This is a genomic window from Dermacoccus sp. 147Ba (assembly GCF_004151355.1).
Lineage (GTDB): Bacteria > Actinomycetota > Actinomycetes > Actinomycetales > Dermatophilaceae > Dermacoccus > Dermacoccus abyssi.
Map to the genome: position 1 here is coordinate 133,317 of NZ_SEHL01000001.1, position 14,155 is coordinate 147,471.

Consider the following 14,155-nt stretch of genomic DNA (forward strand, 5'->3'; position numbering starts at 1 on the left):
GATGCTGTGTCACTCGCTCGGGATGAGGGAGGGCGCCGGGGAATTGTCCCCGAGGCGCGCGAGAACCTCGGCGTGGAGCAGGCCGTTCGTCGAGACGCCGTTGCCGCTCCAGCAGCCGTCGCGTCCGTCGAGACCGCTGAAGCGCCCGCCGGCTTCGGTGACGATGGGCACGAGTGCCGCCATGTCGTAGTCCTCGAGCTCCGGCTCGGGCGCGATGTCGACGCTTCCCTGCGCGACGAGCATGTGGGAGAAGAAGTCGCCGTACGCCCGTGAGCGCCATACCTCCTTGCTCAGGCGGAACAGGTCCATGTCCTTGCCCCGCTCGGCCCAGCCGTTGAAGGAGGAGTAGCTGAGGGACGCGTCGGCCAGCGAGTCGACCTTGGAGACGTGGATCTGCGTCGCGCTCGTGAGGTTACGGCCGGTCCAGGCGCCGGCGTCCTTGGCCGCCCACCACCGTCGGTGCAGCGCGGGCGCCGCGACGAGGCCCACCACGGGTTCGTCGCCGTCGACGAGCGCGATGAGGGTGGCCCAGACCGGCACGCCGCGGACGTAGTTCTTCGTGCCGTCGATCGGGTCGATGATCCATCGACGCGGGCCCTTGCCCGTTTCGCCGAACTCCTCGCCCTTGACGGCGTCGCGGGGGCGAGCGCGCTTGAGGTTCTCCCGAACGACGCGCTCGGCCTCACGGTCGGCCTCCGTGACGGGGGTGAGGTCCGGCTTCGTCTCGATGCTCAGGTCGGGCGCGCCGAAGCGTCCCATCGTGATCTCCTCGACGGAGTCGGCGAGCACGTGGGCGAGCCGCAGATCGTCGTGGTACGGGCTGGCTTCTCGAAGAATGGGGGTCACCCCGTCACGCTACCCGGTCGGCGCGGGTGCCCCCTCTCGCCGCGTGCTCCGTCAGCCGGCGACAGGCGTGTCGCCGGCGTCGTCGAGGCGGCGGTGGCGGGTGCGCAGCAGGAGCCGTGCCGTGTTGACGACGATCACGAGTGCGCCCCACGCGACACCGAGGCACCAGCCGGCCATGACGTCGGTGAGCCAGTGGTGGCCGAGGAAGACGCGCGAGAGTCCCATGAGCAGGGCCCACAGCGAGCACAGCACGACGGCGACCGTGCGCACCCGTCGTGAGCGGGCGGTGAGGAACACGAGATAGGCGAAGAGCACCGCCGTCACGGTGGCGGTGACGGTGTGGCCGCTCGGGAACGATGGCGAGGACTCGTAGGGCGGCACCGCGAGGGCACGCGGCGGTCGAGAGCGCGCTGTGATGTCCTTGCCCGCTGCAGTGAAGACCAGAGCCGAGCCGAGCCCGAGCGCCAGGACGAGGAAGGGGGACGCGGTGCGCCGCAGCCATGTGAACACCGCGAGGAGAACCACGAGGATGATCGGGAAATAGACCGGCCCGCCGAGATGCGTGAAGGCGGTGACGGCCGAGTCGAGCCCGCCGCTGCGGTGGCTCACGGCCCAGTCGAGAACGGGCTCGTCGAAGCGGGCGAGATCGCCGCGTTCACGCACGCCCTCGTAGACCTCAGCGCCACCGGCGAGGCCGACGAAGAGCACGACGGCGCACACGAGGAGCACGAGCAGCGGGACGACGTCCGCACCGACGAGTCCGAGGCGGTGGGCCGCCGGCTGGAGCAGTCGGGCGAGAGCCTCGCCGAGCGTGCGCACGCCGCCGGCGACGCGACTTTCCTCCCCGGCAACTCGGGTGCGTCGTTGCTCCGTCGGCGGCGTCATCGCCGTTCCATGTGCTCGTCCTTGTCGGGGACGTCCCGGGAGCGCAGGAGACGCCGCAACGACTCCAACCGCTGTTGCCCGCTCTCACCGGCCCCACCTTCGGCCACGAAGGTATCGAGGGCACAGTCCGGCTCGTCGTGCGTGCAACCGCGTGGACAGTTCGCGGTGCCCGGCGCGAGATCGGGGAAGTGTTCGACGATCGTCGTCGGGTCGACGTGCGCGAGGCCGAACGAGCGGATGCCCGGGGTGTCGATAACCCAACCGCCGCCGGGCAACTCGAGGGCAACAGCGGACGTCGACGTGTGGCGACCGCGACCGGTGACGTCGTTGACGTGCCCGGTCGTGCGCGCCGCGTCGGGCACGAGCGCGTTGACGAGTGTTGACTTGCCGACGCCGGAGTGGCCGACGAGCACGCTGACGCGACCGGCGAGCCGTTCGCGCAGTTCGTCCAGCCCGTCGAGACGACGGGGCACTCGGCCACTGGAGGCGATGAGCTCCTCGCGCTGGTCGTCGCTCAGTTCCTGCGCCGACGTCACCGTGTACGGCACGTCGAGCGCGGCGTAGTTCGCGAGGAAGGCGGCCGGGTCGACGAGGTCGGCCTTCGTCAGCGCGAGCAGCGGGTCGAGCCCCGCGTCGTACGCGGCGACGAGGCACCGATCGATGAGGCCGGTGCGCGGTTCCGGGTTGGCGAGCGCCGTCACCATGACGAGCTGATCGGCGTTGGCGACGATGACGCGCTCGTACGGGTCGGTGTCGTCGGCCGTTCGCCGCAGGACACTCGTGCGTTCTTCGACGCGCACGATGCGCGCGAGCGTGCCGGCGTTGCCGCTCGTGTCTCCGACGAGGGCGACGCGGTCACCGACGACGACGGGCGTGCGGGACAGCTCGCGTGCCCGCATCGCCGTGATGCGCCGACCGTCGAGCAGCACCGACCAGCGGCCACGGTCGACACCGATGACCATGCCGACGACGGCGTCCTCGTGCTTCGGACGATCCTTCGTGCGCGGGCGCGAATTCCTGCGGCCCGGGCGTACCCGAACGTCGGCCTCGCTCCAGTTGCGACCTGCCACGTCAGTGGGCTTCGGCGCTCGCGGAGACGAGTGCGCTCCAGCGTCGGTCGAACTCCGGCAGGGTCTTGCCGGTCGTCGCGATGTTCTCGATGACGACGCCCGGAACCCGCAGGCCGACCACGGCGGCGGCCATGGCCATCCGGTGGTCGTCGTAGGTGCGGAACAAGCCGCCACGCAACTGGTCGGCAGGGCGCGGGCGGATGACGAGGCCGTCCTCGGTCTCGGACACGTCGACTCCGAGGGCGCCGAACTCGGCCGCGAGCGCGGCGAGGCGGTCGGTCTCGTGGCCGCGGATGTGGGCGACGCCGCGGATGCGCGACTCACCGTCGGCCAACGCGCAAAGCGCGACGACGACGGGCGTCAGTTCCGAGGCCTCCGCGAGATCGACGTCGATGCCGCGCAGCTGCTGCGGGCCGGTGACGCGCAGACCCTCACGGTCGAGGGTGCACGTGGCGCCCATGCGCTCGAGCACGTCACGGATCTGGTCGCCCGGTTGCGTCGTGTACGTGGGCCAGTCCGCCATGGACACCTCACCGCCGGTGACGGCAGCAGCCGCGAGGAAGGGCGCGGCGTTCGACAGGTCGGGCTCGACCATGACGTCGAGGGAACGGATGTCGCTCGGCTCGACGGTCCAGCTCCAGGCGCCGTCGTTCTCGTCGACCTCGATGACGACGCCCGCGTCGCGCAGCACCTCGACGGTCATGTCGATGTGCGGGATGCTCGGCAGCGCCTCGCCGGTGTGAACGACCGTGACGCCCTCGCTGAAGCGCGCGCCCGCGAGGAGGAGTGCGGAGACGAACTGGGAACTCGTGGAGGCGTCGACCTCGACGCGGCCACCGTCCACGCGGCCCTGGCCGCGCACTGTGAACGGCAGGGCGCTCGCGGGGCCACCGTCGGCGTCCTCGACAGGTACGCCCAGCTCGATGAGGGCCTTGAGCACGGGGCCCATGGGGCGCTTGCGGGCGTGCGGGTCGCCATCGAAGGTGACCGGGCCGTCGGCGAGCGCGGCGACCGGCGGCAGGAACCGCATCACGGTGCCGGCGAGGCCGCAGTCGACGTTCGCAGGCCCCCGCAGGTCACCGGGCACGACGTGCCAGTCGGCGCCTTCGGGGGAGTCGCCCTCGACGTCGTCGACGCGGACACCGAGGCTGCGCAGGGCCTCGGCCATGAGCAGCGTGTCGCGGGAGCGCAGTGGCGCTCGCAGGAGCGATTCGTCGTCGGCGAGCGCTGCGAGGACGAGGTAGCGGTTGGTGAGGGATTTGGAACCGGGGACGCTGAACGTGCCGACGACCGACCGGCGCGCCACGGGGGCGGGCCAGTCGGTCGTCACGGGACTACCAGGGGTCATGAGGGAAGCGCGTTTCCTGCCTGGGCGGCGAGGAGCTTCGCCTCGCGACGGGCAGTCTTGGCCGCACGAGCGGCCTCACGGCGCGAGGTCTTCACGCCGTGCGAGGCGCGCCAGGCGAGGCCCGGCTTGCCCGCGGTGTCGGCGGCCGCGAGCAGCACTCCGCCCACGATCGCGACGGTGCGGAAGAAGTTCGACTGTTTGCGGCCGCGAGCGGCCGGGTCCTTCTCGGCCCAGAAGGCGTCGTGCATGTAGGCGTTCGCACCGACGGTCGGCGTCAGCAGCGCCGCCGAAAGGCGCGGGAACTTGCCGAGCGCGAGCGCGGCACCGGCGCCACCCATGAGGGCGCCCTGGGCCTTGACGACGAGCTCGGGGTCGTTCGGCACCTTCTTGCCGCTCTCGCGGCTGACGAACTCGACGAACGGCGCGGCCTCCTCGGCCTGCGACTGGGTGTTCTTGAACGCCTTGGCAGCCTCGTTGAGGAAGTAGCTGGCGAGAGCCGCGCGGGCGATACGACGAATGGGCATCGTGTCCTCCTTGGTCGAATGATCTCTACCTCCAACTTAGTCGGCGTCGTGCGACGTCGCGACCTCCCGGGCCGGAACGTTTTCCGGACGATGCCCCTACGCTGGGACTCATGTGTGGCAGGTATGCGGCCAGCGCCGGGGCGGGTGAGCTCGTCGAGGAGTTCGAGGTGGACGTCGACGCGAGTGGGGAAGCGACGCGTTCGCTCCTCGTTTCGGCGCAGGAACCGCCGGTGGGGGCGCCCGACTACAACATGGCGCCGACAAAGCAGGCGCCCGTCGTGCTCACGCGTGCGAGCAAGCTCGACGACGGCAGCCGCGGCGAGCCCACCCGGCAGCTGCGCCACCTCACGTGGGGTCTCGTGCCGTCGTGGTCGAAGGACACGAAGGTCGGGTTGCGGATGATCAACGCGCGCGCCGAGACCTTGCTGGACAAGGCCTCGTTCGCGAAGGCCGCGAAGGCGCGCCGCTGCCTCGTGCCGGCCGCCGGCTGGTACGAGTGGCAGGTCTCGCCGGTGGCGCACGACGCCAAGGGCAAGCCGCGCAAGCAGCCGTTCTACATGCACCGCACCGACGGTCACGACACCGCGTTCGCCGGCATCTACGAGTTCTGGCGTGACCGGACGCTGCCCGAGGGTGACCCGGACGCGTGGGTCGTCTCCTTCTCGATCATCACGACGAGCGCGGGCGAGGGGCTGGACCGCATCCACGACCGTCAGCCGCTCAGCCTCGAGCGGGAGCAGTGGGACGACTGGCTCGACCCGTCGCTCACCGACGAGGCCGACGTGGCGGCCTTCCTGCGCCCGGGGGACAGTTCACCCTTCGAGGCGTATCCCATCTCCAGCGCGGTGAGCGCGACGCGCAACAACGGCCCGGGTCTGCTCACCCCGCTGCCGAGCGACCAGCTCGTCGGGGTCCTCGATCCCGTCACCGGCGAGATCATCGGAGGCTGATGATGGCGACGTCCGTTCCGCCGACCCGCGCCCACCGCAGGCTCGACGTCGAGACACTCGGCGGCACCGCCCGCGTCTACGTCGTCGACCCCAACGGCGCCGCTGACGGCACGCTCGTCCTCGGCCACGGAGCCGGCAAGGGCACGAACACCCCCGATCTCGGCGGACTCACGGCGCTGGCCGACGACGGCAGGCGCGTCGTGCTCGTCGACCAGCCGTGGGTCGTCGTCGGACGGCGCCTCGCCACCCCACCCAAGACCCTCGACGAAGCGTGGCTCGCCGTGATCGAGCACCTACGCGCGGCGGGGGAGATCGAGGGCCGGTTCGTGCAGGGCGGACGCTCGGCCGGGGCCCGTGTCGCCTGTCGCACGGCGGCGCAGTGCGGCGCGGACGCCGTCGTGGCACTCGCGTTCCCCCTCATGCCGCCGGGCAAGCTCGACGTGCCCGAGAAGTGGCGCACGAGTGAAGCACAGAGCGTCGTCGAGGCCGAGATCCCGCTCCTTGTCGTGCAGGGCGCGACGGACACGTTCGGCGGACCCGACGCGGTGCGCGACGCCGTTCCAGGTGCGCAGGTCGTCGGCGTCCAGGGGCCGCACGGTTTCAGCAAGAACCCGACCGATGTCGTCGACGCGGTTCGAGGCTGGCTGACGAACCTCTCTGAGTGAGGGTGCGTCCGACTGATTGACACGAGCCTGTCCTCGGCCGAATTCCCTTTCGGGAATGACGTTCGTCCACCTCCTGTTGACGTGAGCGAACAGCAAGCCCGCCCGCGGGCTTTCGAGAAACCGAAAGTGAATCAGGATGCTTGTCACACCTGTGGTGCCGGTGGAGCCGTCCGGCCTGAGCCTTGGGGCCGGCTTCGCGGCCACGCCCCCGCAACGCGCTCGTGCCGCGTCGCGACCCGCGCTAGGGTTGAAGGCGATGAGTGAGAACACCACGGTCGACGCCGAGAGCTCCACGGACTCCGCCGCCACCGACCCGAGCACGGAGACCCCGGCGGAGCGCGCCGCGCGTTTCGAGCGCGATGCCATGCCGTACCTCGACCAGCTCTACAGCGCCGCTCTGCGCACCACGCGCAACCCCAGCGACGCCGAGGACCTCGTCCAGGAGACGTTCGCGAAGGCCTTCGCGGCCTTCCACCAGTACAAGCCGGGCACGAACCTCAAGGCGTGGCTGTACCGCATCCAGACCAACACCTACATCAACAGTTACCGCAAGAAGCAGCGTCAGCCGCTCGAGTCGGATGCTGCCGAGGTGGAGGACTACCAGCTGGCCCGCGCCGAGGCGCACTCGAGCACCGGGTTGAAGTCGGCCGAGAACGAAGCTCTCGACCACCTGCCCGACAATGACATCAAGCGCGCTCTGCAGAACCTTCCGGAGGACTTCCGCCTGGCGGTGTACTACGCCGACGTCGAGGGGTTCCCGTACAAGGAGATCGCCGAGATCATGGACACGCCCATCGGCACCGTGATGTCGCGCCTGCACCGCGGACGCAAGCTCCTGCGTGAGCAGCTCGAGGACTACGCGCGTGAGCGCGGCTTCCTCAAGGAGTCGAAGGGGGAGACGAAGAAATGAGCGACAAATGCCCCGACTACGTCGCCAACCTCTACTCCTACATCGACGGTGAACTCTCCGCGGAGGAGTACGAGGAGCTGCGTCAGCACCTGCTCGACTGCCCGCCGTGCCTGACGGAGTACGAGCGCGACATGCTGCTCAAGAAGCTCGTCAAGCGAGCGTGTGGCCGTGAGCAGGCGCCGGAGCAGCTCCGGTCCGTGATCATGACGCAGATCAGCTACAGCTACACCCAGGTGCGCTACGAGAACTGACGCCCCGAAGCCATGACGAAGGCCCGCTCACCCCGAATGGGGGAGCGGGCCTTCGTGACTCACTGCATCAACGCTCAGGCGTTGGGCTTCTTACCGTGGTTCGCGCCCTTGCCCTTGCGCGAGCGACGCTTGCGTGCGCGCTTGCTCATCGTGAACTCCCTGTGTCGGGGTTAATTCCCCCCGAAAGTCGGGGGCCAACCTGTCCATTCTGTCACATGCGAGGCTGGCGACCACATCGCCGGATTCCTGCCGAGACGCCGAACGGCCCCGACCTGCCACGCAGGCAGTGTCGGGGCCGTTCGTTGCGCAGTACGCGAGCGGCGAAGGGTCAGCCCTTCTTCGTCTCGGCGAAGATCTCCGCGATGCGGTCGATCTTGGCGAGGAGCTCGTCGGCCTTGCCGGCGTCGAACTCACCCTTGGTGCCCGTGGCACCGGCGAGCTTCGTGGCCTCGTTGATGAGGGTGTGGAGCTCGGGGAACTTCTCGAAGTGCGGCGGCTTGAAGTAGTCCGTCCACAGCACCCACAGGTGCTCCTTGACGAGCTGGCTGCGCTGCTCCTTGATGACGACGGCGCGCGTGCGGAAATCGGGGTCGTCGTTGTCGGCGACCTTGGCGATGATGGCCTTGACCGACTCGGCCTCGATACGGGCCTGGGCGGGGTCGTAGACGCCGCAGGGCAGGTCGCAGTGGGCCGAGACCTCGGTGGTGGGCGCGAAGAAACGCTTCAGCATGGGGAACTCCTTCTGCTGGTGGTGGACAGTTGCCGAACAGCAACTCTGGTTCCAACCTATCGCTTTTCTCGCTTCTTCCGAAAGGTGGCAACCAAGGTGCGACAGCGTCGCATTGCCGCGACATGGCGCGGTTTTCGCGGCCACAGCACCCGTGCCAGCACCGCGTCGTCGGCGAGCGCACCGACCAGCCAGGAATCCACACCCTCACGGGTGCTGTCGCGTTCGACCCACCAGCCGTCGGAGCCGCGTGAGGTGACGCGCTTGACGGCGATGGGGCGCGGCCCGTCCGGCCCGTCCGGCAGCCGCACGATGTGAGGATCGCCGACCCGCGGGGGCGCGCCGTAGGCGGCGAGCAGCACGTCGCCGTCGACGTACGTGGGTTCCATCGATCGACCCCTGACGACGACGAAGCCCAGCTGCATGACCCCAGGGTAGGGGAGCAGCCGGGCTTCGCGCTGAGCGCCGGCTCGGGTCAGACGGCCTCGTCGGCCACGAGCGCCGCGACGGCTTCGTGCTCGGAGCGCATGCGGGCGAGGAACGACTTCGTCCGCTCGTGCTGGGGGTTGTTGATGACCTCCAGCGGCGGGCCCGTCTCCACGACGACCCCGGCGTCCATGAAGACGACCCGGTCGGCCACGTCACGGGCGAAACCCATCTCGTGAGTGACGACCACCATCGTCATGCCCTCGCGAGCGAGTTCCTTCATGACCGACAGGACTTCGCCGACGAGCTCGGGGTCCAGGGCCGACGTCGGCTCGTCGAACAGCATGAGCTTCGGCTTCATCGCAAGAGCGCGCGCAATGGCGACACGCTGCTGCTGACCGCCGGAGAGCTGGCTCGGGTAGTGCCCGGTCTTCTCACCGAGACCGACCCGCTCGAGCAGGTCGACGGCCTGCGACTTCGCTTCCGCCTTGGAAACCCCCTTGACCTGCACAGGCGCCTCCATGACGTTCTCGAGCGCCGTCATGTGCGGGAAGAGGTTGAAGCGCTGGAACACCATGCCGATCTCGCGACGCTGGGCCGCGATCTCGGAATCCTTGAGGCGGTACAGCTGCCCTTCCTTGTCGCGGTATCCCATGAGATCGTCGTCGACCCAGATGCGGCCGGCGTCGATCGTCTCGAGCTGGTTGATGCAGCGCAGGAACGTCGTCTTGCCCGAGCCTGAGGGGCCGAGCAGGACGACGACCTCACCGGGGTGGACGTCGAGGTCGATGCCCTTGAGCACCTCGTTCTTGCCGAACGACTTGCCGACGTTGACGGCGTGGACCAGTGGCTTGTTCATGTTGCCTTCCATGTTCACCCCGTCACCCGAAGCTAAGTGACTTGACCTTGGTCATGAGACCGCCGTCCGTCGCCGCGCCGCCGAAGCCGCGTCCGTACTTCCGCTCGAGGCGGGCCTGCACGAGCATGAGCACCGAGCAGATGATGAGGTACCACAGCAGCGCGGCGAAGTAGCTCGGCATGATCTTGTACGTGTTGTTCGCGACGACCTGCGCCTGGTAGAAGAGCTCGGCCGACACAGGGACGGCGACGAGCAGCGAGGTGTCCTTGACCATGGAGATGGCCTCGTTGCCGGTGGGCGGCACGATAACGCGCATGGCCTGCGGCAGGACGATGCGGCGCATCGTCTTCGAGCTGTCCATGCCGAGCGCTTCGGCTGCCTCACGCTGACCCCTGTCGACCGACAGGATGCCCGCGCGGGCGATCTCCGCCATGTACGCGGCCTCGGACAGGCCGAGACCGATGATGCCGACGGTGATGCCCGAGCTGATCGTCTTGACGTCGAGCGAGTAGAACGTCAGGCCGAAGTCCTTCATGAACGGCACACCGATGTCGAGCGTCGGGTACAGGTACAGCACGCCGAGGCCGAGGATGACCATGAGGACGTAACGCGGCACCGCGCGGAAGAACCAGGTGTAGACGAACGAGACGCCGCGCAGGACGGGGTTGTCCGAAAGGCGCATGATCGCGAGGAGGATGCCCAGGGTGACGCCGATGATCATCGACGCGACAGTGACGATGATGGTGCCCTTGGCCAGGCCCTCGAGCACCGGCGAGTAGTTCATCACCTTGAAGACGAACGGCCAGTCCCACTTCGGGTTGGTGACGAACGAACTGATCATCATCGCGATGACGATCGCGATGACGGCGACGGCAACCCAGCGCCCCGGGTGTCGCACCGGCTTGGCGTCGATGACGCCGGGCCGCTGCTCGCCCGGGGCGGGGGTCGGGGTGGAACCAGACATGGGGTGTGATCAGGCCTTCGGGTTCACCGGGAACTCGTTGACGGCGCCGTCACCGTTGTTCCACTGCTCGAGGATCTTCTTGTAGGTGCCGTCCTTCTCGAGAGACTCGAGAGCCTTCGAAAGGGCCTCGGCGAACTTCGTCTGGTCCTTCGCGACGACGATGCCGTACGGGGCGGCCTCGTAGACGGAGCCGACCTTTTCGAGCTTGTCCTCGTTCTTCGCGACAGCCCACGCCGTGATGGGGGAGTCGGCGGCGAACGCATCGACCTTGCCCGCGATGAGGTCGGCGGTGACCTTCGACTGCTCGGCCTCGACGACGAGCTTGTTGGCCTTCTTGCCCTCGGCAACGCACTTCTTGTTACGGGCCGGCAGGTCGTCGTCGGCCTGGACCGTGCCCTTCTGGACGCCGATCGTGAGACCGCAGGCCTTGTCGGCGTCGACCTTCTTCGGGTTGCCCTTGGCGGTGGCCCACGACGTGCCGGCGTTGAAGTACTGGACCATCGAGACCTGCTGCATGCGCTTCTCGTTGATGGTGAAGGAGCTGATGGCGAGCGGGTACTTGTTCGACGTGACACCGCCGATGAGCGAGTCGAAGCCGCCGTTCTGGAAGGTGAGCTTCAGGCCGAGCTTCGCGGCGACGGCCTTGAGCAGGTCGATGTCCATGCCCTGGATCGTCTTGCCGTCCGCGGCCGTGAACTCGTTGGGGGCGTAGGAGGCGTCGGTGCCGACCGTGAGCGTTCCCATCTTCGCGATGTCGGCGGGAACAAGCTTGGCGAGCGCATCGTCCTTCTTGACGGCCGGGGCCGCACTCGAGGACGAGGACGAACCCCCCGAACCGGAGTCCTTCGAGTCATCGAGCGAGTCCGAGCCACAGCCGGAGAGCAGGAGTGCGGCGGCGCCGAAAGCGGCGACGGCCGAAGTGGTGGTACGCATGGAGGATCCTTCCGCGGACGGGACGAGTCGCTCGTCCCAGTTATGGGTTAAGAGTGCCACCCGGTTTGGCGCCGTGGAAGAACTACGCGCATTTGTGTTCCCGATCGTGACCTTTTTGGGCTGGACGCCGCCCCAGCCTGCGTTGGACGCCGGTTCAGGTCGTATTTGCGACCCCGTCAAGGCGTTCGCCGTGGCTCGAAGTCAGGAATAGGTCGAGTCGCATAGTGAGCGCTAAGATGCTTCGTGCCCCACCACTTCTCCCAGGCAGACCGAGGAATCCTGACACCACCATGACGACACCGACCGCGAAGCAGGGAGCTTCCCCGCGAAGCGACTGGCGACGCAAGATCGTGCTCGTCCTGTTCGTTCTCGACCTCGCCGTCGTGACGTTCAGTGTGGTGGCAGCCTTCTTCGCACGATTCTGGACGGCCGAGACGTCCCTCGAAGCGGTCGACGGTCAGTTCAAGCTGTATGTCGCCGTCGTTGTCAGCCTCGTCGTGGGATGGGTCGCGGCGCTCCAGTGGAACCAGGCCTACCACGTCGACGCCCTGGCCATCGGCTCCGACGAGTACCGAGGCATCGTCCGAGCGACGTTCGGTACGTTCGGCGCGCTCGCCATCGTCAGTGAGTTACTTCGTCTCCAGGTGGCGCGAGGCTTCCTCGCCATCGCACTCCCACTCGGGCTCGTGCTGCTCCTCATCGAGCGTGCGCTCGTCCGGCGCTGGATCGTCAATCGCCGCCGTCGTTTCCGGCTCGTCGACGGCGTCATCGTCGTCGGCTCGCCGCAAGAGGTTCGCTACGTCGCCGAGGGCATCACCCGTAACCCCGAAGCCGGCCTCGTCGTGCGCGGGGTGGCCACCGAGACTCACGATGTTCCGACCTTCGAGTTGGCCAACGGACTGGTGGTGCCGCAGATCGGTGGGCTGGCCGATGTTGTGCCGGCCGTGCACAGCCACCACGCGTCGATGGTCATCGTCGCGGGTCACAACCGCGTCAACCGCAAGCAGCTTCGCGAACTCGGGTGGCAACTCGAGGACACCGACATTCGTCTGGCGCTCGCGAGCCGTATGACGGATGTCGCGGGCCCGCGCATCCACTGGCGTCCGATCGAGGGCCTGCCGCTCATGAGCGTCGAGATGCCGCGCTACAGCGGCCTCAAGTACTCGCTCAAGCGACTCTTCGACGTCGTCGTCGCCATTGGCATGCTGCTCCTGCTCTCGCCGCTGCTCCTGCTCATCGCTCTGGCCGTGCGCCTCGACAGCCCGGGGCCCATCTTCTTCCGTCAGACACGCGTCGGCGTCAACGGCTCCCCGTTCAAGATGACGAAGTTCCGTTCCATGGTGCTGGACGCCGAAGCGCGCCTCGCCGCACTGCAAGCCCAGAACGAGGGCTCCGGCCTGCTGTTCAAGATGAAGGACGACCCACGCATCACCCGCGTCGGCAACGTCCTGCGCCGCTACAGCCTCGACGAACTGCCCCAGCTGTTCGACGTCGTCGCCGGTTCCATGTCTCTCGTCGGGCCGCGCCCGCCACTGCCGCAAGAGGTCGACGGGTACGAGACGCACGTCCACCGCCGCCTCAACGTGAAGCCGGGTATCACCGGCCCCTGGCAGGTCGGCGGACGATCCAACCTCTCCTGGGAAGAATCGGTCCGCAAGGACCTCTACTACGTCGAGAACTGGTCGCTCTCCGGCGACCTCGTCATTCTCTTCAAGACCGTTTGCGCAGTGCTCGCGAGAGACGGGGCGTACTAGCCGCTCCCTCGCCATGTCTTCCGGCCTCGCCTAGCGGCTCGGCTCAGTGCGACATGCCTTCGGGCCTCACGCTTCACGCGCTCTGCGTGAAGCGTGAGGCCCGAAGGCATGTCGCACCGAGCGAGGCTACCGAGCTTGCGAGGTAGGCGCGCCGGAAGACAGGACTAGGGAAGGCTCAGCCAGTCCTGCCACCCCGCGTGGAGGACGAGCCAAGCCACGAGGCCGTAGCCCGCCTGGCCGGGGTGGTATCCGTCGCTCGCGGCGAGGTCGGACTGCCACTGGTCGTGCCCCAGCAGTGGGCGGAAGCAGTCGACGTAGGTGACGCCGCGGCGCGCGCAGACGTCGGCGTGGGCGTCGACGAGCAGTTCGAGCTTCGCGTTGAGCTCGGGGTCGCTCGTGGGCGGCGGGCCGACGACGAACGTCGCGATGCCGTTCGTCGACGCGTCGTCGAGGATGTTGGCGAGGTTGAGGCGCGAGCGGGCCGTCGTCATGCCCTGCGCGACGTCGTTCGTGCCGAAGCCGATGACGAGGCGTCGCTCGTTGCAGTTCTTCCACCGCAGGGCCGTTTCGCTGCGCCAGCGGGCGAGGACGTCGGAGGAGCTCTCACCGCGCACACCGAGGTTGTACGTCGTCAGCGCCGAGCCGTCGTGCGGGGTGCGCGCCACGACGCGCGAGACCCACCCGAGGGCCTTGGGGTCGCCGTAGCCGTTGACGTAGCTGTCCCCGACGAAGCACAGGCCGATCCGCCGATCGCCCTCGGTGACCTGGAAGTCGGCGCTCGGCCGGAACTGCGGTTCGCTGCCTTCGTGCGGGTATGCCACGGTGTCTTCGCCTTCACTCATTCGTCGTCGTCATCGTCGAGGCGCGCCAGCCACGTGGCCAGGCGCTCGACCGGGATCTCGAACTCGGGGTTGAGGTCGACGAACGTTCGCAGCTGGTCGGCCAGCCACTCGAACGTCACCTCTTCTTCGCCGCGCCGATGGGCGAGTTCCTCGATGCCTCGATCCGTGAAATACACGTGGGCAGCTTATCGTCACGCCCTT

The 14,155-nt window shown here is 68.2% G+C and carries 18 protein-coding genes; 5 read left to right on the forward strand and 13 right to left on the reverse strand.

The features are described 5' to 3' along the window. Nucleotides 1–9: 9 nt before the first annotated feature. The 5 genes from hisN to EVU97_RS00655 are packed head-to-tail and all read right to left on the reverse strand — an operon-like array spanning nt 10 to nt 4,673. The gene (hisN, locus tag EVU97_RS00635) at nt 10–837 is read right to left on the reverse strand and encodes a histidinol-phosphatase (RefSeq protein ID WP_129663212.1); all 828 of its coding nucleotides are present in this window, start codon (nt 835–837) and stop codon (nt 10–12) included. Nucleotides 838–897: 60 nt separating this feature from the next. Then, complete coding sequence (locus EVU97_RS00640; RefSeq protein WP_129662669.1) at nt 898–1,731, reverse strand: phosphatase PAP2 family protein; 834 nt, start codon at nt 1,729–1,731, stop codon at nt 898–900. Next, nucleotides 1,728–2,801: a ribosome small subunit-dependent GTPase A gene (rsgA, locus tag EVU97_RS00645; protein WP_129662671.1), complete on the reverse strand. Its 1,074-nt coding sequence runs from the start codon at nt 2,799–2,801 to the stop codon at nt 1,728–1,730. The genes EVU97_RS00640 and rsgA overlap by 4 nt, the downstream gene beginning before the upstream one ends. A gap of 1 nt (nt 2,802) precedes the next feature. Continuing rightward, entirely contained in the window at nt 2,803–4,149 is a 1,347-nt protein-coding gene (aroA, locus tag EVU97_RS00650; protein WP_129662673.1) for a 3-phosphoshikimate 1-carboxyvinyltransferase, read from the reverse strand. Next, nucleotides 4,146–4,673 (reverse strand): DoxX family membrane protein, encoded by a 528-nt coding sequence (locus EVU97_RS00655; RefSeq protein ID WP_129662676.1) that lies wholly within the window; start codon nt 4,671–4,673, stop codon nt 4,146–4,148. The genes aroA and EVU97_RS00655 overlap by 4 nt, the downstream gene beginning before the upstream one ends. Nucleotides 4,674–4,783: 110 nt before the next feature. Here EVU97_RS00655 and EVU97_RS00660 point away from each other — a divergent pair, with 110 nt between their 5' ends. From EVU97_RS00660 to rsrA, 4 genes are all read left to right on the forward strand, one after another. After that, a complete protein-coding gene (locus tag EVU97_RS00660; protein WP_129662678.1) occupies nt 4,784–5,623 on the forward strand; it encodes an SOS response-associated peptidase in 840 nt (279 codons plus the stop codon). A 2-nt stretch (nt 5,624–5,625) separates the two neighbouring features. Continuing rightward, on the forward strand, nt 5,626–6,288 hold the full coding sequence (locus EVU97_RS00665) for an alpha/beta family hydrolase (RefSeq protein WP_240730081.1): 663 nt from the start codon (nt 5,626–5,628) through the stop codon (nt 6,286–6,288). Between the two features lie 256 nt (nt 6,289–6,544). After that, nucleotides 6,545–7,198, forward strand: coding sequence for a sigma-70 family RNA polymerase sigma factor (locus tag EVU97_RS00670; RefSeq protein ID WP_165357823.1), 654 nt, complete (start codon nt 6,545–6,547; stop codon nt 7,196–7,198). Continuing rightward, nucleotides 7,195–7,449: a mycothiol system anti-sigma-R factor gene (rsrA, locus tag EVU97_RS00675; RefSeq protein WP_047310275.1), complete on the forward strand. Its 255-nt coding sequence runs from the start codon at nt 7,195–7,197 to the stop codon at nt 7,447–7,449. Before EVU97_RS00670 ends, rsrA begins: the two co-directional genes overlap by 4 nt. 74 nt (nt 7,450–7,523) lie before the next feature. Here the strand turns inward: rsrA and EVU97_RS15410 are convergent, their stop codons facing one another. The 6 genes from EVU97_RS15410 to EVU97_RS00700 form a co-directional block, all read right to left on the reverse strand. Further along, entirely contained in the window at nt 7,524–7,598 is a 75-nt protein-coding gene (locus tag EVU97_RS15410; protein WP_369798754.1) for a 50S ribosomal protein bL37, read from the reverse strand. Nucleotides 7,599–7,777: 179 nt separating this feature from the next. Beyond that, complete coding sequence (sodN, locus tag EVU97_RS00680) at nt 7,778–8,179, reverse strand: superoxide dismutase, Ni (RefSeq protein WP_047310274.1); 402 nt, start codon at nt 8,177–8,179, stop codon at nt 7,778–7,780. 56 nt (nt 8,180–8,235) lie between these two features. Further along, nucleotides 8,236–8,601, reverse strand: coding sequence for a S26 family signal peptidase (locus EVU97_RS00685; protein WP_129662685.1), 366 nt, complete (start codon nt 8,599–8,601; stop codon nt 8,236–8,238). 50 nt (nt 8,602–8,651) lie between these two features. Further along, a complete protein-coding gene (locus EVU97_RS00690; RefSeq protein WP_129662687.1) occupies nt 8,652–9,461 on the reverse strand; it encodes an amino acid ABC transporter ATP-binding protein in 810 nt (269 codons plus the stop codon). A 22-nt stretch (nt 9,462–9,483) separates the two neighbouring features. After that, nucleotides 9,484–10,425 carry an amino acid ABC transporter permease gene (locus EVU97_RS00695; RefSeq protein ID WP_129662689.1) on the reverse strand — a complete coding sequence of 314 codons (942 nt, stop codon included), beginning with the start codon at nt 10,423–10,425 and terminating at the stop codon, nt 9,484–9,486. 9 nt (nt 10,426–10,434) lie between these two features. Then, entirely contained in the window at nt 10,435–11,358 is a 924-nt protein-coding gene (locus EVU97_RS00700; RefSeq protein ID WP_129662691.1) for an ABC transporter substrate-binding protein, read from the reverse strand. A 290-nt stretch (nt 11,359–11,648) separates the two neighbouring features. Here EVU97_RS00700 and EVU97_RS00705 point away from each other — a divergent pair, with 290 nt between their 5' ends. After that, nucleotides 11,649–13,112, forward strand: a complete 1,464-nt coding sequence (locus EVU97_RS00705; RefSeq protein ID WP_165357824.1) for a sugar transferase — start codon at nt 11,649–11,651, stop codon at nt 13,110–13,112. A gap of 164 nt (nt 13,113–13,276) precedes the next feature. Here EVU97_RS00705 and EVU97_RS00710 read toward each other — a convergent pair whose 3' ends face one another. Together EVU97_RS00710 and EVU97_RS00715 are read right to left on the reverse strand one after the other, a co-directional pair. Further along, a complete protein-coding gene (locus EVU97_RS00710; RefSeq protein ID WP_240730082.1) occupies nt 13,277–13,954 on the reverse strand; it encodes a GDSL-type esterase/lipase family protein in 678 nt (225 codons plus the stop codon). Further along, nucleotides 13,951–14,130, reverse strand: coding sequence for a DUF6104 family protein (locus EVU97_RS00715; protein WP_047310269.1), 180 nt, complete (start codon nt 14,128–14,130; stop codon nt 13,951–13,953). The genes EVU97_RS00710 and EVU97_RS00715 overlap by 4 nt, the downstream gene beginning before the upstream one ends. Nucleotides 14,131–14,155 lie beyond the last annotated feature (25 nt).